The 23,538-nt window shown below is 44.5% G+C and carries 14 protein-coding genes; 7 read left to right on the top strand and 7 right to left on the bottom strand.

Translation table 11 applies throughout. The features are described from left to right. Nucleotides 1-3: 3 nt before the first annotated feature. Both L0P89_RS10405 and L0P89_RS10400 read right to left on the bottom strand, forming a co-directional pair. Nucleotides 4-3,468, bottom strand: coding sequence for an RHS repeat domain-containing protein (locus L0P89_RS10405; protein WP_235265038.1), 3,465 nt, complete (start codon nt 3,466-3,468; stop codon nt 4-6). A 540-nt stretch (nt 3,469-4,008) separates the two neighbouring features. Then, complete coding sequence (locus tag L0P89_RS10400; protein WP_235265037.1) at nt 4,009-6,408, bottom strand: outer membrane beta-barrel family protein; 2,400 nt, start codon at nt 6,406-6,408, stop codon at nt 4,009-4,011. A 204-nt stretch (nt 6,409-6,612) separates the two neighbouring features. On the opposite strand from L0P89_RS10400, the gene L0P89_RS10395 reads away from it, so the two are divergent. Continuing rightward, a complete protein-coding gene (locus L0P89_RS10395; protein WP_235265036.1) occupies nt 6,613-7,623 on the top strand; it encodes a sensor histidine kinase in 1,011 nt (336 codons plus the stop codon). Further along, nucleotides 7,620-8,324, top strand: coding sequence for a LytTR family DNA-binding domain-containing protein (locus tag L0P89_RS10390; RefSeq protein WP_235265035.1), 705 nt, complete (start codon nt 7,620-7,622; stop codon nt 8,322-8,324). Before L0P89_RS10395 ends, L0P89_RS10390 begins: the two co-directional genes overlap by 4 nt. A 14-nt stretch (nt 8,325-8,338) precedes the next feature. On the opposite strand, the gene L0P89_RS10385 is transcribed toward L0P89_RS10390, so the two are convergent. Then, nucleotides 8,339-9,271, bottom strand: coding sequence for a hypothetical protein (locus L0P89_RS10385; protein ID WP_235265034.1), 933 nt, complete (start codon nt 9,269-9,271; stop codon nt 8,339-8,341). 163 nt (nt 9,272-9,434) lie between these two features. On the opposite strand from L0P89_RS10385, the gene L0P89_RS10380 reads away from it, so the two are divergent. The 4 genes from L0P89_RS10380 to L0P89_RS10365 all read left to right on the top strand — a co-directional run bounded on the left by L0P89_RS10380 (nt 9,435) and on the right by L0P89_RS10365 (nt 14,539). After that, nucleotides 9,435-9,896: a pyridoxamine 5'-phosphate oxidase family protein gene (locus tag L0P89_RS10380; RefSeq protein ID WP_235265033.1), complete on the top strand. Its 462-nt coding sequence runs from the start codon at nt 9,435-9,437 to the stop codon at nt 9,894-9,896. Between the two features lie 298 nt (nt 9,897-10,194). Continuing rightward, complete coding sequence (locus L0P89_RS10375) at nt 10,195-10,944, top strand: slipin family protein (protein ID WP_235265032.1); 750 nt, start codon at nt 10,195-10,197, stop codon at nt 10,942-10,944. A gap of 262 nt (nt 10,945-11,206) precedes the next feature. Beyond that, nucleotides 11,207-13,300: a phosphate acetyltransferase gene (pta, locus tag L0P89_RS10370; protein WP_235265031.1), complete on the top strand. Its 2,094-nt coding sequence runs from the start codon at nt 11,207-11,209 to the stop codon at nt 13,298-13,300. Nucleotides 13,301-13,351: 51 nt separating this feature from the next. Beyond that, nucleotides 13,352-14,539 (top strand): acetate/propionate family kinase, encoded by a 1,188-nt coding sequence (locus L0P89_RS10365; protein ID WP_235265030.1) that lies wholly within the window; start codon nt 13,352-13,354, stop codon nt 14,537-14,539. 167 nt (nt 14,540-14,706) lie between these two features. On the opposite strand, the gene gap is transcribed toward L0P89_RS10365, so the two are convergent. The 4 genes from gap to L0P89_RS10345 all read right to left on the bottom strand — a co-directional run bounded on the left by gap (nt 14,707) and on the right by L0P89_RS10345 (nt 20,365). Continuing rightward, complete coding sequence (gap, locus tag L0P89_RS10360) at nt 14,707-15,699, bottom strand: type I glyceraldehyde-3-phosphate dehydrogenase (protein ID WP_235265029.1); 993 nt, start codon at nt 15,697-15,699, stop codon at nt 14,707-14,709. 109 nt (nt 15,700-15,808) lie between these two features. Beyond that, on the bottom strand, nt 15,809-16,996 hold the full coding sequence (locus tag L0P89_RS10355; RefSeq protein ID WP_235265028.1) for a Gfo/Idh/MocA family protein: 1,188 nt from the start codon (nt 16,994-16,996) through the stop codon (nt 15,809-15,811). Between the two features lie 3 nt (nt 16,997-16,999). After that, nucleotides 17,000-18,433 carry an SUMF1/EgtB/PvdO family nonheme iron enzyme gene (locus L0P89_RS10350; protein ID WP_313790921.1) on the bottom strand — a complete coding sequence of 478 codons (1,434 nt, stop codon included), beginning with the start codon at nt 18,431-18,433 and terminating at the stop codon, nt 17,000-17,002. A gap of 120 nt (nt 18,434-18,553) precedes the next feature. Further along, nucleotides 18,554-20,365: a family 43 glycosylhydrolase gene (locus tag L0P89_RS10345; RefSeq protein WP_235265027.1), complete on the bottom strand. Its 1,812-nt coding sequence runs from the start codon at nt 20,363-20,365 to the stop codon at nt 18,554-18,556. Nucleotides 20,366-20,659: 294 nt separating this feature from the next. On the opposite strand from L0P89_RS10345, the gene L0P89_RS10340 reads away from it, so the two are divergent. Next, on the top strand, nt 20,660-23,422 hold the full coding sequence (locus L0P89_RS10340; RefSeq protein ID WP_235265026.1) for a LuxR C-terminal-related transcriptional regulator: 2,763 nt from the start codon (nt 20,660-20,662) through the stop codon (nt 23,420-23,422). Nucleotides 23,423-23,538: the final 116 nt, after the last annotated feature.

Genomic DNA, 23,538 nt, shown 5'->3' with positions numbered 1-23,538 from the left:
TAATCAATTTTGGTATTTATAATGGTATTTATAGTCTGTCAACAGTTTGCCATTTCGATCCGTTACCTTTTCAAGGCGGTTAAAGGCGTCATAGTCATGTTCTACGTAATTGCCAGAAGGGTCGGTGATCCTCTTCACCCCTACCTGTGGGTCGTACGTATAAGTGGTCACTTGGGCATTGGGCAACAAGCCCCTCAGTGAGTTGAGGGCGACCATATCGGTTTCGTCATAGTCGTTCAAGACAGTCTCTGACACCCCTAGGGCGGTAGCGATATTTGAATAGCTGGCATTCTTGATCACAGCGATGACATATAGATTGTCATAGCCCCAGAAATAACTGGTGATGGGTCCTTTTATGGGCACACCGGGCGTACCGGTAAAGCCCGTGACGGGGTAGGCCTCTTTCAGGTTTCCAGAGCTATGGTAGTCCATTTGCATTCTTGTCTCCAAGGTCTGGCCCGCTTTGGCCGTTTGTATCGATGTTGGCAATATGGCATTTCCATGACTTGCATGGGCAGTCTGTTGCTCGTCTAACAGTGTATTGTCTTCGTACTGTTTGATGCCCAAAACCTTGCTATGTTGCCCATCTAGGGTAAGGGCCCCAGACCCCGAGACGATATTTTGCTTGGGATAGATATATTCGGTGGTCAATAATTTTCCATCACTGGTGGTCACCCGTTGCTCTTTGAGCAAATGGTCTACGGCAGCATCATAGATGTTCTGCTCGGTCTTGACCAGTTCATTTTGGGTGCCATCAGATTCGTCAAGGTATTCTCTCGTCACCTTTACCAAAGGTCCACCGACCAGTCCGGAGGCATAGTGGTACCTAAAATTCAAGGCACGATAGCTGTCTGAAATACAACTGATATAACTCGAATCAAAGTTGGTGGGGTTAGAACAGAGGGTGCCCTGCGAACAAAGAAGTGATGTAGGGCAATCTACGGGAAACGGATGATAGGCATAACCATAGGTGCCATCACCATTGTCTTTCAACATCAATTTCTTATCATTTTTGTCTTCATCATAGATAGATACAATGCCCTGTACGGAAAAGGTGCTCGCACCCCCATAGGTGAACGTCTCGACCAAGAGGGAATCCCCATTTTGGTGATATACTTGGCGTTTTTCAATTTCACCGGCCTCAAGACTTGCATAGCGATTGTTCTCGTAGGGCGGACTTTCACTGGGCGTGGCCCCTTTTTTACCGTTGTAAAAATGATAGCGGGTACTACCCTGGGCGGTACCGCTGCCATCGACACGTTTTTCGGTGACCGTACCATAAGAAATAAAGGGCTGGCTGCCCACAGCGGGCAGTGTGGCCATACGGTGCATCTTGCTGGTCACCGAACCATCACTGAACTCTGAAAAAGTCTTATAGTGCAAATCTGGGCTATAGTGCACGATGCCAGAACTGGCCCCTAGGGCATCTTTGTAGTCATATGCTTTCGTCAACGTCAAGGTCGTGGCATCGGTATATTCCCTGATTTCGGCGATCCGGCCTCCGACCACGCTGGTATTGGTATTGAAGTTGGTGGTCTGTTCATGTGATACCGTGAAACGAACGGTGCCATAACTGTTGCCTTGGTCAGAGTTCTCATCCATTAGAATGAGCACACGGTACCACCCCGGGTTTAAAGTCATGGTAGTATCAAAAGAATTGGTATCTACAAGAAATAAGTTTATGTTCCCGTAATTGTAAAAATCACAGAAGTTATCGAATCCCTGTAGGGCACTTTGACTTGGGGCATCCATAATATAGAGTTGCGACTCTCCGGGAAAAGCGGTAAACTTAAGGTCGTACACCTGTTGTTCGGTAACCTGAAAGTCGCCTATCTTGATCTTGGGATAGCTGGCATCCAAATATTCATCATCACATAGATTGCCGTTGTCATCGCGATAGAGGGCGTCGTTGATCACCGTACCGCTGTTGACAAAGACATCATAGTCCACCACGGTATAGGTATTGCTCTGGGTCGTGCTTATGGTATTGGCCTCATACGAGAACTGGGTATGGCCCCCGGTCGGATAGGTGATCTTTTTGAGCAGCCCTTTTTGGGCATAGGTGAAATTGGGCGTGCGATCTTTACCCGAGTAGGTGCGCCCATCGTCGACCACTTCTGGGTAAAGTATGTTTCCACTGGTGCCGTTATAGTACCCTAGATAGTCCATGGCCTTCGAAGAACGCTCGGGAAGCCCATCGGGGTCGATGTATTCAAAAGCGTACGTTTGATAGTTTTGGGCATCGCCGCCCTTGACCTGCAAGCTATCAAGCTTCAGGCGAATGGCATCGGCCGGTCTTTGGCTGGGTAATTGGCCGTCCAAATTGAAGTAGCCGTAGTGAAAATCAACCGCCTTCAACAATACCGAATCCCTGTCAAAAAATTGCAGGTATTCGAGGGCAGAGGCAATGTCAATGTCATCTCGATTGCCCAAGGTCGTGGTCACCATGGTCTGTTGGTTGTGGGCCACTGAACCAAGGAATTTCTGTTTGACCTGATAGGTGGGCAAGAAGAGGCTTTCACTGTCTGGATTGGGATAAGACGTGCTGCTGCTAATGGCGTTCTCAACATGGGTGGCCGTATGCCCCAATTGTTCTTCTGTCCAATACCCAAGATCGGTGTACGTAAAATCATAGACGTCTTTTTCATTGGGAGATTCCATTTTGGTCAATAACCAAGAGGACACATATTCATTTAAGATACCACCTACTGGGGTGCTGTCGTCACCATGCTTTATAGTGGTTTCCTGTTCCTCGAAATAGTACACTGTTCCATCTTCGCCGGTGACCTTCCATTTGGTAATGGAGTTATGGCTTGCCGATAGGGTGGTGGTGCCCTCAAAAGCCTCGACTTTTATTCTTGGGTTGTCCAATACCTTGGCAGTCTCAGAAGTGCCCTGGTCAAATACAATGGTGCCGCTGATGCCCGGGGCATTGATCATGAAGTAATCGGGCTGTGCATCGATCAGGTTCTGGCTGAGGTCTCTGAGAAATTCAAAATAGTCAATGACGGCCTGCTGGGTCGGAAAGGAAAAAGGCGAAGCGATGTAGCCGGCCATTTGGGTTCGAATCGAATGGTCTCGCAGGGTATTATAATTCCCTACGATATAATCATCTGGAAGTCCGTTGACCATTCTTGAGATACGGCCCCCTGCATTGAGGTTCCAGCCCAATCCAGACCAGGTGGCCAATTGCCCTACCTTGATCGGTGTACCGTCATAGGTCAATGTCAGCGGAAGGTCCATTTCGCGGCCTTGGATGGTATACAGGGGGATGGCCACGTTAGGGGTTCCCGTATGTAAATTCGTCTCGGTATCCCCATATTTCATAAAGGCTTCAGCCTCTGGCGAATTGGGTATGGTCGCCAATTTAGAGAGTTCTGTGGCGTAGTCGAACGCCTGTGCCCTGGCCCCGATACTGCCAACACAGAGCACAAAGCATGAAAAGAGCATAAATAGGTTTGTCTTCATTTTCGAAATTTTAAAAAGTGATATGGTCAATTGTAAAAAAGGACAGAGGGTCCTCTTTCTTTGAAAAAGAAATGCACATAAAATAAGTAGGTTATTTAATAATCAAAATCTGATTACTAAAGTAAGATTTTACGTCATAATATTATGTAAAACTTTTATATTACTTATTAACATTTTATACTTTTTCGATGAACTACACACAGAAAAGAAAAAGCCCATATCTTGACGTGATCCTAGATGACGATCAAAGGTTTTTTAAGCCCATCAAGGTGCGGGTTTGTGGGTAGCGGTGGACAGAGAACGGCAAGTACATAATCTTCAAGCCCGGGGGATCACAAACAACAGGATGACCCTTACGGTGTGGTCTGACAACTTTGCGATACAGAAATGAAATGGGTCGATTTGGTAAGGGAAAAGCTCTACAACAGCCCAGAAAAAAAGGAATCGATTACGAATCTAACCAGACAACCCTGATGGTCAGGGCAAAAAGAAAATCGGAGAAAACTATAGGTATAAACGGCTTTCAGGCCATCTTTAGGTTCACATTCTTTTCGCCCCAGAAAACTGCATGGCCTCACCCTTTCCGAATCCATAGCTAAATCCGAAGGCAACAAAACGTGCCCTGAAACTTCGGTTGAACACCTCAAAATCGCTCTGTATGATTTGGTTCTCGCGTATACGCGAAGCGAATGCGTCACGAACGCTCAAGTTGAGTACGCCCTTGCCCTTCATTATCTTCTTTCTTACCCCAAAGTCTAAAAAGGCGATGTCATCAATTTCTCCCTGTACCGTTTGAAAAGCCGACTGATAGTTTCCGGTCGTTTCAAAATCGATGTCCCATGGTAATTTTATTTTGGTCAACAGTTTTGATGACCACTGTTCGGCACTGAAATCGATTATGGTATCATCAAATGTTCCCTCACGGGCAAAGGTGTTGTAGTTGAAGTCAACATTAAAAGTCAACCAGTTTGTCGGGCTATATTTGGTGTTGAACTCCATGCCCCATGCATTATTGGTGCCAATGTTCTCTGGTCTTCTGATGTTCACATTGTTTTCAAAAGTCGATATGCGCTCAATAATGTCGGTAGTGTACCTGTGATAGACCCCAAGGTTCAATGAGGTTTTTCCAATGAAGAAAATGCCCGTCATTTCATATGAATCTGTAAACTCGGGCATCAGATTTGGGTTTCCCTGTCGAATATTGAAGTTGTTGCGAATATTGAAAAAGGGGTTCAAATCCCATAGTCTTGGTCTGTAGATTCTTTTGGAATATCCTGCTTGAAGAGATACTTTTTCTGAGAATTTGTAAGAGGTATGTACGCTGGGGAAGAGATTGGTATAATTTTGGTCATTCGTCTCATCGGTATTGACCAACAGGGTTCCCAAATTGGTATTTTCTAAGCGCATGCCGGCCTTTATTCCCCACTTTTTTCCTTCATAGGCCGCAGTTCCATAAATGCCCAACACATCTTGATCAAACTCAAAAATGTTCGTAAGTCCTGGGTCGGTCACAAACTGTCCGCCCTCAAGGTTCTGCACCTCAAAGTCATTGCTGACATCATTGAGAATATATTGCGCCCCCGTTTCGATCGAAAATTCATCGGAAAATGGCTTGGTGTAATCTAATTTAAAGGTGAAGACAGACTCTTTAAAATCGGTACGTGTGGTCTGCTCGGCATTCCGGTCTTCCCCTGAAAGCGTAATGTCTAAGAATTCAGAGCTTTGGTCTTTCCCAAAAAAGTTCCCCAATGCGCTGAAAAGCAGGTCATGGTCTTCATCGTCTTCAAAATCTTTTTTGTACTGCAACTCATATTGAAACTTGGGGTTTCTGGCATCAGTGACTTCTGTCCGTTCCCATTCTGAAGTAAGATTGCCCGAACTGTCAAGTGCAGCAAAACTGGTGGCAGAAGGCTGATCTTCAATTTCAAGGGCAAAATTTCCTGAAAGGGTAAGTACACTTGTGGGGCTGAAATAATAATCCGTACCCAAAATGAAGTTATAAAATGTCTCATTGCGAAACTCCTCTCCATTAGAAAGAATGGTGGTGCCCGTGTTCAGATCTGTATTACGTACCGTAATTTCGTTGGGCAGCTCCCTATAGCCCGCTCCCAATTGGGTGAAGAGGTTAAATTTCTCGGTTCTGCGGTTAAGGCTGACACCCAAACTATGGTTATTGGGCGCACCGGTGTTCACTGAAACCGATCCGTTAAATCCGCGCTTTTCCTCTTTTTTTATGACAATGTTGATGATGCCCGAAGTACCCTCTGCATCGTATTTGGCAGATGGATTGGTAATGACCTCTATTCTATCGATCATATCGGCCGTAATGGTGCCCAGCGCATTGTTCTCGTCACTCGTAAGAATAGAGGGTTTGCCATTGATAAGCACCTGTACCCCTTGGCTGCCCCTAAGACTGATCTGCCCCTCAATGTTGACGTTTACAGAGGGTACATTGTTCAGCACTTCAAGTGCGCTGGCCCCTGTACTACTGAGGTCTTTGCCAACATTGAATACCCTTTTGTCAAGTTTAAATACTGTCTGTGACACTTCTCCTTCTACCACTACTTCCTCTAATTGCTGCGCATCCTCTGCAATTTCTATGGCCCCTAAATCAACGATTCTGCCCTGTGACACAGGGGGTTGCAACACCAGTTTTTCAAAACCGATAAAGCTCACTTCTATATAATGGTCACCGGTATTGGTCGCTATGGAAAAAGTGCCGTCCTCTAGCGTAGTTGCGCCCGCAATGGCTTGTTGTGTGGCAGTATCACCGATAATGACCGTTGCATAGGCAACCGGTTGGCCAGAATTTTTGTCGATGATTTTTCCGGTATAGGTCACATTGCCTTGCTGTGCAATGACCACATTGTCCACAAAACAAAACACCAACATAATGACAATCAATACTGTACACTTTGTTCGTGGCGCAATGGCTTTCATAAATCTTTGGATTTTTATCAAAACTCTTAAAACCCTGTGGGAATGTGAATTATTTTCCGTGAACGACTGACGTTTTGCCCCGAACAACAACAATGGCCAAATCATTGAACTTATGTTGTTCACGGTCGTAAAACTGTCGTTCAAGGCATATCTTTTCTTTTGCTACCTTAGAGAAGATACTTTTATTACGGAAATACTCTAGCCATGTCCATTTCAAAAAAGGAACTTGTCTTTCAATCAGTGCTATTGGTCTTGGTTTTTCTGTTCTATTCGTTTGACAGCGAAGACCCAAGATTTCAATGGCACAAAGTGGCCTTTTTTTTGACCTATGCCATGGCCGCCGCCATAATAGGGTATTGGTTGATGCCCCGTTTTTTATATCATAAAAAATATTGGTCTTTTTTCGGTTATGTGGTCGTGGTCGTCACCGTGGTCATTTTATTGGAAGAATTGGTGTTGGAACAAATTTTCTTTCCGGGTACAAGAAGGGCAAAAGGGTTTCCAGGTGTGTTTTATTCACTCTTGGACGTGCTTCCTATGATCACTATATTATCGGGCTTTAAGTTTGGATGGGATGCCCTGCAAAAGCAAGAACAGATAGATGCGTTGAAAAGCGCCGTTCAAGAAAGTGAACTCCAATTCTTGAGGTCACAGATCAATCCACATTTTTTATTCAACAACCTCAACAATCTATACGCCCATGCGCTTGAAGGTTCGGTTAAAACCCCTGAAATTATTTTGGAACTCAGCGGACTGTTACGCTACATGCTCTATGAATGCAAAGAAAAATTCGTTTCGCTCGAAAAAGAAATCGAACAGTTGCACAACTTTATTAAATTGAACAAGTTACAGATTGAGAACCGGGGTACTGTGGTGTTTGACACCCAAGGTATTGAAAATGGGTATAGGATCGCCCCCCTGATCTTGATCGTCTTCATCGAGAATGCTTTTAAGCACAGCCAGGCAGGGCAGACCGAGAATATTGAGATTACCATACATGCCCAAATGAAAGAGAACGTACTTCTTTTTAATTGCGCCAATAACCATGAGCCTGCCCAAGGCCTTGACACCGTCGCCGCCGGAATCGGACTCAGAAATGTACAAAAACGGTTACAGCTGCTCTATCCAGACAAACATAGTCTTCAAATTAAGGAAGACCAGAGTCGGTACGAAGTCAGTTTATCAATAGCATTGGAAAAAATGAACGGTTCATGAACTGTATCATAATTGAAGACCAGCCCCCCGCACAGCGCATTCTCAAAAAGTATATTGAGGATATGGGCTCTTTGGTATTGAAAGGCACCTTTTCAGATGCGATACAGGCCATGGAGTATTTGAAAACTGAACCCATAGACGTAATCTTTCTCGACATTCACCTGCCCAAACTTTCGGGGATTGATTTTTTGAAGACCATGCCCAATCCGCCAAGTGTGATATTGACCACTGCCTTTTCAGAATACGCTTTGGAGAGTTACGAGTTCAACGTGGTCGATTATTTGCTAAAGCCTTTTTCGTTTCAACGGTTTGTCAAGGCGGTCTCAAAAGTATCAAAGCGAAAAATGGCTGTGCCACCTGAGCATAAAAAGACTAGGGAAAACCCATTGAAAAAGGAAATCTACATTAAGTCAGGTCATGAACATATCAAAATTACCATAGACGACATACATCACATCACATCAGATTCAGATTACACCGAGATCATAACGGCAGAATGGAAATATGTTTCAAGCGAGCCGCTTCGCTTTTGGCTCGAAACACTGCCCAATGACCAATTTTGCCGTGTGCACCGATCGCATATTGTCAATACTGGAAAAATCGAGAAAATCATTGGCAATCAGGTCCTCTTAAAAGAAGGGGTCAAACTGCCCATTGGTCGCGCTTACAAAGACGATTTCATGCAGCGTATATTAAAATGAATTTGGGCCGGTATCTATATGGCCAAAACTTTAAAACGATTCAGAACCCGCAACGCCCGTAGTGTGTTAAAACGACTGGGTTTACCTGCCTTTTCCATTTCAAAATGAGTTTGGCCAGGGTGTTTTGCCTGCATGTTCCAAGTGCCATCTTTGTTTCTTTTTTTCAACAAGACATCAATAGCGGGCCGCATCCGCCCATCCCATTGTGACCGTGAATATTGAAAATAATCAAGGGCACTCAAAACATCGTACTTCCATCGTCGGGGATACGAAAGTTTGAGAAATCTTTGATCAATGATATCCCCGGTTCTATCAGAAAGAAACAACTGGTGAACCAAAACAAACTCTTTTGAAGCCTCAATGGCCTTTTCGACTTCGGCCATTCGATAAGAATATCCGTTGCGCTTATATTCTGTGAATCCTTCCAATACCGAAAGCGTGCTGTGCAATGAGCTGTGTACTGCCCCAGAACGGTTCGATCTACAGTTGAAGCCACCATCTGCCATATGTTCGTGCAACAGAAAATCAATCACAGATTTCAGTTCGGTTTCTTCTGTATTGAAATAGCTGGCATAGTTCAAGAACATACCGTTAAGACAAACATCACTTGCCCTTGTGGGTCCGATTGGGCGTACCCCACCATCGGGACCCTTTTCTGAATCGATTATAATTTCAATCGATTCTCTCGCAATCGGGTTATCAGGGGGTAAACAGAGATTTCTAAGGTCGAGCAGGGTATAATGGGTAGATGTCCATTTGGGTTCGTAGAACTTTTTTCCCCAATGGCCATCAGGTTTGCGGTTGCATAAAAATTGAGCGCCCCAACCTTCTTGGGCAATCCTATGCCGTAAACCAATATCTTCGGTATGCAGCAAATCGCGATGCACCTGATATTGAATGGCGACATCACCTTGTAAAAGCCATTGTATGATTTTTTTTGAATTCATCGATTGCACCAAATGCAAGATAAAAATACCATTGGGGCCCTACTGTTAAAATGACCATTGTCATTCTGAAACTTTTTGGATCGAGTTCCCAAAAAATCATCGAAATGACGTATATCATTCCATAACTTGGGTTTATACCCTAGTTTTGGATAAATGCGTGGTCATGGTCAAGAATTTAAAACAAGAAGACTGCATTGAACTGCTACGTGAAAACTATATAGGGCGATTGGGTTATGTAATTGGCAAAAATCCCTTTGTGGTGCCGATCACCTATTATTACCATGAAGGGGAAGGCAATGGTATCATCAGCTATTCGTTGGGTGGTCATAAAATCGATGCCATGAGAAACAACAGCTGTATATCGTTGCAAGTTGACGAAATCAAATCGGCAAGTCATTGGAAATCTGTTCTGGTGCATGGTGAATTTGAAGAACTGAAACAAATTGATGCCAAAAATCTGCTTCGCCAATTTTCACGGGGCGTAAAGAACATCATCAATCGCAGTACCGATGAAAACGTTCAGTTCATTCATGAGTTTTCAAGCAAATTGCAGTCAAAAGGCAGCGCTCCGATCGTTTACCGCATCAACATTCTTGAAATAACAGGAAAGCGAAGAGAGGGATAAAGGGAAATGAACACCTACTCTTCTTTGCCGCGATAGTTGACTCGATCTTGTTTTTGCGATACGCACAGTTTCTGTAAAAAAACACTGGGCCTATCCTTCAGTTCACCATAAAAATGTGCGGAGCATAGCTTTGTTTCCGCGTCCTATTTTTGTATCTTGAAAAGGGCCTGATCGACCCAAAGTAGTTTGGTTCCTTGACCTGTTTTGAAGCGTATCGTAACCGCTTCATACCATTTTGTCTATCGGTGTTCTTGTTGCCAATGGCAAGCAATTGAGTTGAATCTTTAAATACAGTATTATGAATCCCATGTTTTTGTTCGGCATCATTTTAGGTGTTATTCTATTGGCCGGTATCCGCATCGTTTTTGAATATAAAAGGGCCTTGAAATTCCGATTTGGAAAATATGTAAAAACACTACAACCGGGTTTTCGATGGATCATTCCATTGGTAGAAACCATCCAAGTGGTCGATATCAGGGTCATTACCATCAACATTGTCTCACAAGAAGTGATGACCGAAGATAATGTGCCCTGTAGCATTGACGGGGTGGTTTTCTTTAGGATTGACGATCCCGAAAAGGCGGTTCTAGAGGTCGAGGAATACGATTTTGCCATCACCCAGCTCTCACAGGCCGCGCTTAGGGATGTCTGCGGAAAAGTGGAACTGGACACCATTCTTTCCAAACGTGAGGAAATGGGAAAGAACATCAAAAGCATCGTTGAGACAGAAACCCATCATTGGGGCATAGAGATCATCGACGTCAAAATCAAAGATATTCAACTGCCCGAAAACATGAAACGGATGATGGCCAACCAAGCCGAGGCCGAACGTTCTCGAAGAGCCCGTATCATTCTTGCCGAAGCGGAAGACCAGGCCGCCGCAAAGCTTTTGGAAGCCGGTCTGCAGATAGACAAGTCACCATCGGCCATCAAATTGCGGCTCTACCAGACCCTCTCGAACATCGCAGCCGAAAAGAATTCAACTATTTTGTTTCCGTTTCCAGAAGAGGTACTGCCCAGACCACCCAAAAAGACCGATCTATCGTAAATGGTATTGCCAACAATTTCAGGTAGGGCCATGGCCCATCAAGAACCATAAAAGATTTCTTGAAATAAAGCTAGCCCGACGGCCAGGCGGGCCCGAGACAGCGCATGGGTAAATTCTTTTCGAATGAAGCCCTGATCAACCTTTCCTTTTTAAGATGCTATACCTAAATTTGCAGGTGTCTAACGAAGAAGTACGAGGTGACACGATTTCTTGTCAGAACCAAAGCTTTTAGCCATTTTTTCTTGCCAACATGAAGAATTCCATGAACAAAGCCGTTTATATCGCCACTACCGAGCCTAAAAGTGGTAAATCTATCGTTTCCCTTGGGCTGATGCAGGTATTGCTGGGCAAGATTGCCAAAGTGGGTTATTTCAGGCCCATTATCGATGATTTTGACAATGGTAGGGAAGATAACCATATCAGCACGGTCATCAGCTATTTTGAGCTTGACCTAAAACACGATGATGCCTATGCCTTTACCCGAAGCCAAGTGGTAAAAAAGCTCAATAAGAACAAAGAGGATGAAGTACTCGATAAAATCATTGCAAAGTACAAGGCCATCGAAGAACGATTTGATTTTGTATTGGTCGAAGGAACTGATTTTACAGGGGAAGGTGGTATTATCGAGTGGGATATAAACGTGTTGATGGCCAAGAACCTCGGCATTCCGACCATTGTCGTGACCAGTGGCGTGGGCAAGACGTTGGAAGAGTTTATCGGTGATATGCACCTTGCCTATGACTCTTTTAAAGACAACGGGGTAGAGGTTTTGATGGTGGTCGGCAATAAGATCCAGCCCGAAAACGTAACCTTGGTGACCGATGCGCTCAAAAAAGAGCTGCCCAAAGAAGTGTTGATCAGTGCCATTCCGTTGAATCCGGTCTTGGGCAACCCTACCATCAAGGAAATTGTGGATGAATTGGATGGCGAGGTACTGTTCGGTGAGGCCCAATTGAACAACCAAGCAGGACATTTTGGGGTCGGAGCCATGCAACTGCGCAATTATTTGACCTATTTACGAGAAAATGCATTGGTCATTACCCCTGGCGATCGGGCAGATGTGATCTTGGGCGCCCTACAGGCGAATTTGTCCTCTAACTATCCGGCCATTTCAGGAATTGTGCTCACCGGTGGTCTACAGCCCGAAGAATCGATCATTAAACTGATCGAGGGGCTATCAGAAGTCGTGCCCATCATATCCGTTGATGGTGATACTTTTCTGATTACCAATCGCATTGGGGCCATCACCCCAAAAATCTACGCGGAAAGTACCCAAAAGATAACCACCTCAATACAGGATTTCGCCAAGTACACCCCTGAAAAAAAGCTTGCCGATAGATTGATAACCTTTATTCCCAATGGCATCACGCCTAGAATGTTTCAGTACAACCTGCTCAAAAGGGCACAGGCCGATAAGAAACATATCGTACTGCCCGAGGGGTCGGATGAACGCATCTTGCGGGCTGCCAAACAGCTTATAGATACCGATGCGGCCTCCATTACACTTTTAGGTGACCCAGAGCAGATCAAGAATAAAATAACACAATTAGATCTTGGTCTCAGTATTGAAAAAATAGCGATCATAGACCCAACATCGTCCGATTTGTTCGATGACTATGTAAACACACTATACGAGTTACGAAAGCACAAAAACCTAAATCGGGCCATGGCGCATGACCTGATGACCGATGTTGCCTATTTCGGTACCATGATGGTTTATAAGGGCCATGCCGATGGTATGGTCTCAGGGGCCACACATACTACCCAACACACCATACGGCCATCGCTACAGTTCATCAAAACCGTGCCCGGTGTTTCATTGGTGTCTTCTGTCTTCTTTATGTGCCTGCCCAACCGTGTGGTGGTCTTTGGCGATTGCGCCATCAACCCCAAACCTACGGCAGAGCAATTGGCTGAAATCGCAATCTCATCGGCAGATACTTCCACTGCTTTTGGTATCGAGCCCAAAATTGCCATGCTATCATACTCATCAGGGACTTCAGGTTCGGGAGAAGACGTGGATCGGGTACGCAATGCCACCAAACTGGTAAAACAAAAACGGCCCGACCTTAAAGTAGAGGGTCCCATACAATATGATGCTGCGGTAGATTTGCAGGTCGGTAAAAGCAAACTGCCCGATTCACAGGTGGCCGGTCAGGCCACGGTCTTTATCTTTCCCGACCTGAACACGGGCAACAATACTTATAAAGCAGTTCAGCGCGAAACGGGTGCACTCGCCATAGGCCCCACCTTACAGGGCCTTCAAAAACCAGTGAACGACCTGAGCCGTGGCTGCTCGGTGAATGATATCGTGAATACGGTCATTATTACGGCCATACAAGCTCAAGAAATGTAAATTGGAAGATTTCTTGTCAGCAAAAAATGGGCATTTAAATTACTATTTGGCATGAACATACTCATCATCAACTCAGGAAGCTCTTCCATCAAATTTCAACTGATTGCCATGCCTGATGAAAAGGTGATATGTTCAGGAACGGTCGAACGCATTGGATCTGAAGATAGCATGTTGCACTACAAGACCGATACGGCAGCTATCAGGGAGAAATGTACCGTGCCCAGCCATAGGGAAGGATTGCAAAAAATCGCGGATATATTGCTGTACCCTGAAAATGGGGCACTAAAAAAATCTGGTGAAATCGATGCGGTGGGCCATCGGGTAGTGCACGGCGGCGATTCTTTTGCACAGACTGCGATGGTCACTGAAGCGGTAAAAGAGAAAATCAATGAATTTTCTGCTTTGGCCCCCTTGCACAATCCCCATAATCTAGAAGGCATCCTCATCACTGAGCAACTATTCCCCAAAGCCAAACAGATAGCCGTTTTTGATACGGCATTTCACCAGACCATACCGTTAAAAGCGCGTAAATATGCCATTCCCAACGAGTTTTATGACGAACACGGCATACAGTCCTATGGGTTTCATGGTACCAGCCACAAATATGTTTCTGAAAAGGCCATTGCTTACCTAAAGAAAGAAAAATCAAAGATCATCACCATTCATTTGGGCAATGGTTGCAGTATGACGGCAGTGGTCGATGGCAAAAGTGTGGACCATAGCCTTGGTTTTGCCCCTTCGAACGGACTCATCATGGGTTCACGGAGCGGTGACATCGACCATTCGATTATTTTTCATCTGGCCGATAATTTGGGATATACGCTAGACGAAGTAAACACCCTGCTGACCAAAAAAAGTGGTATGCTCGGCTTAACGGGCTTTAGCGATCTGCGTGACATCGAAGCCGAGGCTGAAAAGGGAAACGTGGCCTGCCAAATGGCCCTTGGGATGAACGCCTATCGTATTAAAAAATATATAGGGGCCTATATTGCTGCGATGAACGGTTTGGATGCCATTGTCTTTACGGCGGGCATTGGCGAAAATTCAAGCCGAATGCGAAAACGCATATGTGCCGATATGGGCTATCTCGGTCTTCAGTTGGACGATCTTAAAAATGAAACGTGGTCAAGTTCACTGCCCGAGATCAATACCGATACTTCAAAAGTCAAAATTTTGGTCATGGCAACCAATGAGGAATTGGAGATTGCAAAACAGGTGTATCAGCTGCAATCAAGATAACCATTTTACCATGCCCTTTCACCATGATCTTATCAAGAACAGCTTGGCCATACCTATTTAGGGGTTATCGTCATCGGCATGTTTATTAATGAAGCCTGTTTGAGACATTATAGACATCAAAAAGCCCGGCCAATTGGCCGGGCTTTTTTTTATCTTCAAGGTGCAGATTATCCCCTTATCTCCAAAATCTGTCGTATCATTTGATTGGTAAACCCCCACTCATTATCGTACCAAGTCATTACCTTAAGCAAATCGCCATCGACGACCCGGGTCATGCCCAAATCGACAGTTGAGGCATAAGGGCTTTTAATAATATCGGAAGACACAATAGGTTCATCAGTCACTGCCAATACCTTGGCATAACGATCGGTTTCGGCTTCTTCCGTCAAAATTTGATTGATTTCCGCCGGTGTCACTTCTTTTTCCATTACAAAGGTCATATCGGAAATGGACCCTACGGGTACGGGTACGCGAATGGCCACGCCATCAAACTTACCTGAATATTCGGGTAGTGCCTTGGTAGTGGCAATGGCAGCGCCTGTTGTTGTGGGAATCAAATTCTGTGCCCCTGCCCTACCCATTCTGAAGTTCTTTTTAGACGGCGCATCCACGATGCCCTGTGAGGCCGTGTAGGCATGCACCGTGGTCATTATCGCCTTTTTGATCCCTACCCTACGACCCAAGATTTCCACAACAGGGCTAATGTTGTTGGTGGTACAGCTAGCACAGGAAAAAACACTTACATTACCATCTTGCGAATTCACCCCATGAACCACCGTAGGGGTATCTGTACTTTTGGTAGGCGCAGAGATCACAACCGTCTTTGCACCCGCTTTTAAGTGCCGTTCGGCATCCTCACCCTTGGTGAACACCCCGGTACTTTCGATAACAAGCTCTACATTCAATTCTTTCCAAGGCAAATCTTCTGGGTTACGTACCGAGGTATATTGAATTCGTTGCCCATCAACAACAAGTGCATCTTCTTCATGGGAAACTTCTTTCTCGTAAATTCCATAAACCGTGTCATATTTTAAGAGGTATGCCGTGTTCTCTATGGAAACAATATCGTTTACCGCCACAACTTGTAAGCCTGGGGTCTCATTTATCACTTTTAAGGCCGCTCTTCCTATTCGGCCCATTCCATTGATCGCTATTCGCATTTTACGTGTTCTTAGGTTAAACTTTTACCCTCGATTAGTCTATACTTGCGCCAAAAAATTACAATGGGGTATTGGCCAAATCGGTTTCAATCATGGCCTGTCATGGTTTTTATTCTGAAAGAACCGTTGAGGCCCATTCAATTGTCTCGCCATTGTACATGGCATCGAGTCCCATCTGTACACAAAGAGCTGTTTTGGCCCCACTATGTATATCGGAAATGGGCCGCTGATCGTTGACAATGCTTTCCTTAAAATCGATCAGGGCCTGTTTGCTGGGATCGGCATGGTCAATCTCAACGGGAATACCTTTGCCATGGTCCCAATTCACGGTAGCCCCAGAAACCCCATCGACTTCACCCAGTTCTTTTTCATATCGCCCTTCAGGGTAGTACCATGCCTTGACATAGTCAAGCACATAACTTCCCTTATCACCCAATACCTTGATTTTATAATCGCCCATGGCATTGCTCGTAAGACAGGTAAACGTGGCCTTTATTCCATCGGGATAGCTATATATCAAGTGAATGTTGTCGTAGGTTTCACGGCCATCTTTCCAATAATCGATACCGCCAATGCCCATCACTTTTTCAGGAACGGTCTCTAGCGCCCAATTCGTAAAATCAAGTTGGTGCGAACAAAGTTCGGCCAATAGTCCGCCCGAGTATTCACGGTACATACGCCAATTGATGAGCCGCTCCCATTTAGGGTCTGGCACAGGGCGGCGCCAACTGCCATTTCGGTTCCACTGGCATTCAACGGCAGAAATCTTCCCGATCTTTCCCTCTTTGATCTGATCTATTATATGGGTGTATAGTCGAGAACTATGGTATTGATGGCCTGTTTGAAAGATTTTGTCAGTACCCGAGGCTTTTTTGACCAATTGTTCAATGCCTTCATAGCCTTTTGCCAAGGTTTTTTCACAATAAACATGCTTGCCCGCATCTAAAGCGTCAATGGCTATTTGTGAATGGGTATTGAAAGGAGTGGCCACTAGAACAGCGTCCACATTCTGGTCATCTAGCAGCTTTCTGTAATCGTCATATCCTTTTATCTGGCCGTCAACTTTTGCCAGACCTTCTTCGAGTCGAAAGGGAATGATATCGCAACAGGCCACCACCCTCAAATTTGGAATCTCGTTGATGATGGGAATCAACCCGGCACCGCGGTCTCCCGTGCCCACGATTCCGATATTGATGGTCTCATTGGCACTTTTGATTCGTTCAAACCCCAAAGCCGAGGATGCATATAATATTGCCGAGGTTGCCAAACTTCCCTTTACAAATTCTCTTCGCTTCATTCACTATAATTTCGGTTCCCCACCCATTTCATACTCAAGTTTCAAGCCTTGCATGGCTTTTTCATGTTGATCATGACCATAGGGCTTCTCTACGTACACATACTTGTCTGCCTGCATCGCCATGACGGCCATTGGGGCATGCCAATGCTTGGGCGCGGCGATGAATACGGTATCGATATCGCAATTATACGCAATCTTCGCGTTCAAGTCTTTATGAATGGCCATTACATGTGCCTTGGCACGTACTGGCAACACCGTTCTGAAACCCAAATGTTCCTGCGCCGAATCAAGCGAATTGGCCATACGGGCCGATACCCGATAACTTGCGCAATAGTTGGCATTGCAGAGAAATGACCCGCCTTTGATGACTTTCTCTTTGGCATACGGATTGTATCGGTTCAAAGGTGATTCAGGGCCTGTCGGGTTCATTAGGGTATCATTCGCTGCAACACGATTTTTGTAATAGCTGGCATTGTACCAATCTTGTGTCCATTCCCATACATTGCCTACGATATCATGGAGTCCGTAACCGTTTGGTGGATATGATGCCACTGGTGCTTTGTTCTTGAAACCGTCATCACCATCGTTATCCATAGGGAAAGTACCGCTCCATGTATTCGCACGTTGGTTCAAAATCTCCTTGTCGTTTCCCCATGGAAAAATGGTCTGATTTAAACCCCCTCTTGCGGCCCACTCCCATTCGGCCTCTGTTGGCAACCTTCTGCCCGCCCATTCACAATAGGCCAAGGCATCTTCATAGGAAATATGTACAACCGGGTAATTTTCCCTTCCGTCCAAATCACTGCCCGGTCCTTGGGGATGCCTCCAATTGGCCCCTACCTTCCACTCCCACCATTGAGAATAATCATTTAGGTCAACAACCTGCTGTTTTGGCTTCTTGAACAGCAAGGAACCCGGTTGCATGACGGAATCATGTGGTTTTGGCGTATCAGGGGGAAGCTGTTTTTTCATTTCTTCCCAATCAATCGCCCGTTCGGCTACGGTCACATATCCGGTTTCTTCCACAAATTTGGCATATTCGCTATTGGTGACTTCGGTCGCGTCCATAAAAAAGCCATCAACGGCCACGGTGTGTTGTGGACGCTCATGGCCCATGGCGAAAGGGTCTGAGGATATCGCCCCTTGTTTGAGTATTCCCCCCGGGATCCAAACCATGCCTTCGGGAATTTCCATGCCATCTGGTTTCTCGACCAATACTGAAATGGGTTCTGTTCTGTTCTTCTGAGGGGAATCATTCTTGGGCTTATCCTTACAAGAATAGGAAATGAGCACCACAAGAACAGAAAAATAAAAACGCGCCCTTACATTTAAAGATGACATAACAAAGTTTAAGATTTCAAAGATACTGTTCTTATCGGTTTCAATAATCTTACTTTGGCCAACTATTGCAATCAATTGTCCATCATTGTTTTTCATCCTTTTCTCTCAAATACACTAAACGATTTTGATCTGCCTTGAGCCTGTAGATGCGCCATGGTCAAAAAAACAAGGCGAGCCTAGGCACGGATGGATACTTTAAAACCGCTTTGCTTCATATTACTCCGTTGCAATGATCTCACTTCTTTTCGAGATGCCGTTTTCATTAAAGGCCTCTACTTGATAATAGTACTTCTGGTCGGTGTTCAGGGCGCGCAGTTCATAATTGGGCTCATCGTATAGCAAAGCCGAGAGGTTCAATTTATCAGCATGAATACCCCAATAAACCACATAGCCTTTGGCTCCTTCAACCGGTTTCCAGGTCAAGTCCACATTTCTACGATCATCTTGTCGTCTTGCCCTGAATTTTTTGGGCGTTTTGGGCAGCTTTCCCCTACCCTTTCCGAATATTCGCAATTCTGAAATGGCCAAGTAATTGTTCGTGCAATATACATGGTCGTACCGAACATACCGGGCAGCCTCTGGTTTTTTTAATTCGATATAGCCGTGCGGCATATCGCGCCTGTTTTGTGAATAATCGGCAATGGTCTTCCAATTCTTGCCATCAAGTGAAGCTTGAATCTTGAACTGTTGCCGTAACGTATTTGGCCGACCATAAATGTTGCTCTGATAATCCTGAAAATTAAGCTGTATGGCATGCACATCATGAACTTTTTCCAAATCGATATCCACATGAATAGAATCATTGTTGGCCGCCGAAACCCAATATGAACGAATTTCTTCGTCATTGATCCTGTTGCTATCAAAATCAGTGATTTGTTCTTGCATATAGCCTTCCTCACTCTCATCGACCACGTTCGGCTTACCCTCGACCAAGGGCGAATTAGTGCTGACAGGTTTTTTATACGACAACAACATCCAGCCTGTGAAACGGTTCTTGTGGTTTTCGACCTCGGTATACGGTAGGTAATGTGGGTAATCACCATAGGCAGTGTTTACGAACATTTGCCCATTGTCAGGTTCAAATCCCGCAGGATACATGCCAATTCTACGTTCAAACTTATAGTTCACCGAAATGGCCATGGTAGCAAAATGCCAATAATTGCCATTGTTGTCTCGAACGGTACTACCATGCCCCGAGCCTTTCAAAAAACCACCCGGTTTATATGAAATGGGATTGTAAGGTGCATATTCGAAAGGCCCCAATGGGTTTTTACTGGTATAGACCCCATCGGCATAGACATTCCACTGCGTGCCAGGGGCACCGTACTCTAAATAATAAGTGTCGTTATGTTTCATCATCCACGGGCCTTCGATAAACGGCTTGAGGTCAGATCGGTGGTCTTGGCCAAAACGTTCCCAGCCATGCGTATCCGGCACAAGGTTAAAAAGGTCTTTTTGCTCCCCAATCGGGATATAGTAATTTTCAGGATCGAGTTCTACGCCGCGAATGGGCCATTTATTCGACGACTCCTCATAGAGATAGACCTTTCCATCATCATCGACGAACAGATTAGGGTCTTGCACCCCACCGGGCATATTGATCACGGCAAAATTGGTTTTCCAATCACCCAAATCTGGATTATTCGTCTCGATGACCGCACCTTGGCCCGAAGGATCGCCCAAAAGGATGATCTTATCACCATGTACTGCTGCGGCGGGCGCATTGCTTCCATTAAAATACCAACTTTGGGGCTTGATAAACCGCCAATCACTCATGTCGGTAGAAGTCCAATACCCATGTGAGCGTGTCACGAACATATAGAATTTTCCATTGAAATTCACCACTGCCGGATCAGCACCCGAGCGGTATGAAACATTGTTCTTGGCCCTGTAATGTGACATATAAGAGTAGTCGATGTCCAATGGATTGCAATAGGTTTTGAATTCTTTTTTCAAAAGACCATCCTGTGCGGGAAGGGGCACTCCTTTTAGCAAGCAAATGGTCAGCAACAGAACTTTGGCAGTCATGATTTTCATAGTGAAAGCACTTCATAAATATTCATGTCAAGTTACTAAAGAGCAGTACATCAACCTCGAAAAACAACTACATAAAAAATACATCAATCACTATCAATATCAGTATTTAACCTATATTTCAAGCATTCTTGACCACATCAATTATATGATTTAGCAATACTGGCACTACACATTTTTGATGAACAAATGATGTGTTCCCACTGTCAACAACATAAAGTATTGTAAACCATTCAACTGATTCTTTTAGCTTTGTACCATTCTAGTCACCATCGATAATTTTTAAATATGTCTTTGCCCAAAGCGGTTTCATTCATCGTTTGTTTGTTTCTCATCACGCTTTTTTCGCATGCCCAGAACTTGTTGCCGCCCATTTACAACTATAGTTTACTGGAATATAAAGGAGGTAGTAAAAACTGGGGACTGGCAGTGAATGAAAAAGGAGAGCTTTTTGTGGCCAACAACAAAGGCCTGTTGCATTATGATGGCGAACGTTGGCACCTTAATAAATTGCCGAACAATACCATTATACGTTCGGTGGCGGCAGTCGGAGATAAAATCTATACGGGGTCGTATGAAGAATTTGGCCATTGGAAAAAAAACGAGCTTGGTTTTTTAGAATACACCTCACTCACCCCATTGATCAATGACCACGAATTCACCAGTGAAGAATTCTGGGAAATCTTACCGGTACACGATTCGATCTTATTTCGATCATTTTCAGCAATCTATATATTCAGAAATGGAAAAGTGAAGGTCATAGACCCTCCCGAGGTCATTTCTGATATGATGGTTTATCAAGATAGAACAATTGTGGCCCTGAGCACCAGAGGCCTGTGTGAACTCAAAGAAGATCAATTGATACCGCTTGAGAACCAAAATCAATTGCAGGGCATGACCATTACCGATATGATTTTGTTGAACGGTGGCATTTTAGTGGGCACAAAACTCAACGGCTGTTATTTTTTTGATGGGAGCACTCTTATACCATGGGAAACGCAAATCAACGAAGAGTTAAAGCTGCACCAATTGAACAAATTGCTGTTATTGAATACGGACAAAATGGCCTTTGGCACCATCAAAAATGGCGTCTACATCTTTGACCCCGTTTCAGACACCTATCAAATTCTCAATCGGGGGTCAGGGCTTCAGAACAATACGGTGCTCTCGATGCTTCAATTTCGCGACCAATTCTGGCTGGGCCTCGACAATGGTATTGCCCGGGCAAGGCTCAATTACCCCATTACCTACTATACCGATTATTCAGGGGCCTTGGGCATGGTCTATGACATAGCAAATTATAATGACCGACTTTATTTGGGCAGCAATACCGGGGTCTTTTATTTCGAAGATGACGAATTAAAATTTGTCAACGGTTCTTTGGGACATGTCTGGGACCTTGAAGAGGTAGATGGCGATTTACTTTGCGGCCACAACACCGGCACCTATAAAATCATTGACAACAAATTTGAGAAAATCTCCGATGTTTCCGGTGGGTACGAAATCAAAAAAGTACCCGAACAATACAACACCTATATTCAGGGTACTTATAACGGTCTTACCAAATTTGAAAAAGAACAACAGGGCAATTGGCAAGTCAAAAAGATAAGGGGTGTTGGCTTTCCCATCAAACAGCTCTGTTTCGAAAGCCCAACAATCGTATGGGCCGCACACCCTTATAAAGGACTGTTTCGAATTCACCTAAAAGAAGATTATGATGAAATACTGCGAACGCAGCAATACCATGATGAGGGTTCGCCCAGCGAATACAATATCAAAATATACAACATCAAGAACCAAATAGTCTTCAATAGTGAGGGGAAATGGTACAAGTACGATCCCATTGTTGATAGAATCATTGTTTTTGACGAGTTTCAAAGATTCAATGATAAAGAACTACTCTTTGTCGATAACGATCACTTTTGGTTTGTTGAAGGCGAAGGCGAAAAAGAAATCATCAATACCGATTTGAAGACCGACAGTCTATTGATATCAGATTTGCCCTTGCGAGAACGATTGGCCCCCGATTCACAAAAAATGGTAAGAATAGGCGATTCGACCCTTTTTGTGACGTTAAATGACGGCTTTGCAAACATAAACCCTTCAAAACTCAAAAGCCAGTTAGACAACGTAGCGCTTCCCAAACCCAACATTACCTTTATCAGGGACGAAATGCGGCCGTATGCCACAACCGGGTCAGATGAAATCGAAATGGCCTACCCTGATTCTCGAATCATTACGGTTCAGGTGGCAGCACCAGAACTCATGCAGGCCCGCTATAGGTACAGGCTAGAAGGGGCAAAGGTGCATTCAGGTTATGCTGAAAATGGTTTTATACAATTTCAGAACCTTCCACATGGTGAATACCAAATTCAGGTTTTTGCCGTCGGAATTGACAATGAGGTTTCAGAACCCGCACTATTGGAGTTCAAAATTGCTCCACCATGGTTTCTTTCCAATCTGATGATTGCCATCTATATTCTGCTTACCCTTGCCACCATCGCGACCATTCGATGGTACAACCGCAGAAAATTGACACGTAAGCAGCGTGAGTTGGAACTTCGAATGAAAAAAGAACAAGATGAACGAATGGCCGAGCTCGAAAGGGAGAAATTGGCCAAAGAAGTTAAACTGAAACAGAACGAATTGGCCAGCACCACGCTTAATATCGCCAAGAAGAACGAAATGATTCTGGAGCTGAAAAATATGCTCGTCGTCAATAAAGACAAATTTTCCAATTCTCAACGCTATCGATCATTCATCAAAAAACTCAATAATTCGATACAAGACACCGAAGATTGGAAACGCTTTGAGGTAAATTTCAAAGAATTGCATGAAGATTTTTTTGAAAGACTGTTGAAAAAATACCCTATCCTCACCCCAAAAGATCTCAAACTCTGTGCCTATCTCAAAATGAACCTTTCCACCAAAGAAATAGCTCCGCTGATGGCTATCTCAATTAGAGGTGTCGAGATACATCGATACCGACTTAGAAAAAAACTAAAAATCAACAGTTCCGAAAACCTTTCCAACTTTCTGATAACCTTCTAATAGGTAGTTGACAAGCGAAATGCAGAATTGTCACACCCTAAAACCACAATACATCATTACTACATCATTCTGTTAAATTTTCTTTCTCTTTAAGACTACAGAAATAGCGTTAAGCC

Source organism: Muricauda sp. SCSIO 65647, assembly GCF_021534965.1.
Lineage (GTDB): Bacteria > Bacteroidota > Bacteroidia > Flavobacteriales > Flavobacteriaceae > Flagellimonas_A.
Note: the sequence above shows the minus strand (reverse complement) of the source record. Positions and strands in the feature narration are given on the sequence as shown.

Excerpts from the sequence above, each read along its gene's own strand:
- L0P89_RS10375 (WP_235265032.1), top strand. The coding sequence starts at position 10,195 with ATGAATCCCATGTTTTTGTTCGGCATCATTTTAGGTGTTATTCTATTG.
- L0P89_RS10350 (WP_313790921.1), bottom strand. The coding sequence starts at position 18,433 with ATGAAAAACAATGATGGACAATTGATTGCAATAGTTGGCCAAAGTAAG.
- pta (WP_235265031.1), top strand. The coding sequence starts at position 11,207 with ATGAACAAAGCCGTTTATATCGCCACTACCGAGCCTAAAAGTGGTAAA.
- L0P89_RS10405 (WP_235265038.1), bottom strand. The coding sequence starts at position 3,468 with ATGAAGACAAACCTATTTATGCTCTTTTCATGCTTTGTGCTCTGTGTT.
- L0P89_RS10395 (WP_235265036.1), top strand. The coding sequence starts at position 6,613 with ATGTCCATTTCAAAAAAGGAACTTGTCTTTCAATCAGTGCTATTGGTC.
- L0P89_RS10340 (WP_235265026.1), top strand. The coding sequence starts at position 20,660 with ATGTCTTTGCCCAAAGCGGTTTCATTCATCGTTTGTTTGTTTCTCATC.
- L0P89_RS10365 (WP_235265030.1), top strand. The coding sequence starts at position 13,352 with ATGAACATACTCATCATCAACTCAGGAAGCTCTTCCATCAAATTTCAA.
- L0P89_RS10380 (WP_235265033.1), top strand. The coding sequence starts at position 9,435 with ATGGTCAAGAATTTAAAACAAGAAGACTGCATTGAACTGCTACGTGAA.
- gap (WP_235265029.1), bottom strand. The coding sequence starts at position 15,699 with ATGCGAATAGCGATCAATGGAATGGGCCGAATAGGAAGAGCGGCCTTA.
- L0P89_RS10385 (WP_235265034.1), bottom strand. The coding sequence starts at position 9,271 with ATGAATTCAAAAAAAATCATACAATGGCTTTTACAAGGTGATGTCGCC.
- L0P89_RS10355 (WP_235265028.1), bottom strand. The coding sequence starts at position 16,996 with ATGAAGCGAAGAGAATTTGTAAAGGGAAGTTTGGCAACCTCGGCAATA.
- L0P89_RS10345 (WP_235265027.1), bottom strand. The coding sequence starts at position 20,365 with ATGACTGCCAAAGTTCTGTTGCTGACCATTTGCTTGCTAAAAGGAGTG.
- L0P89_RS10400 (WP_235265037.1), bottom strand. The coding sequence starts at position 6,408 with ATGAAAGCCATTGCGCCACGAACAAAGTGTACAGTATTGATTGTCATT.
- L0P89_RS10390 (WP_235265035.1), top strand. The coding sequence starts at position 7,620 with ATGAACTGTATCATAATTGAAGACCAGCCCCCCGCACAGCGCATTCTC.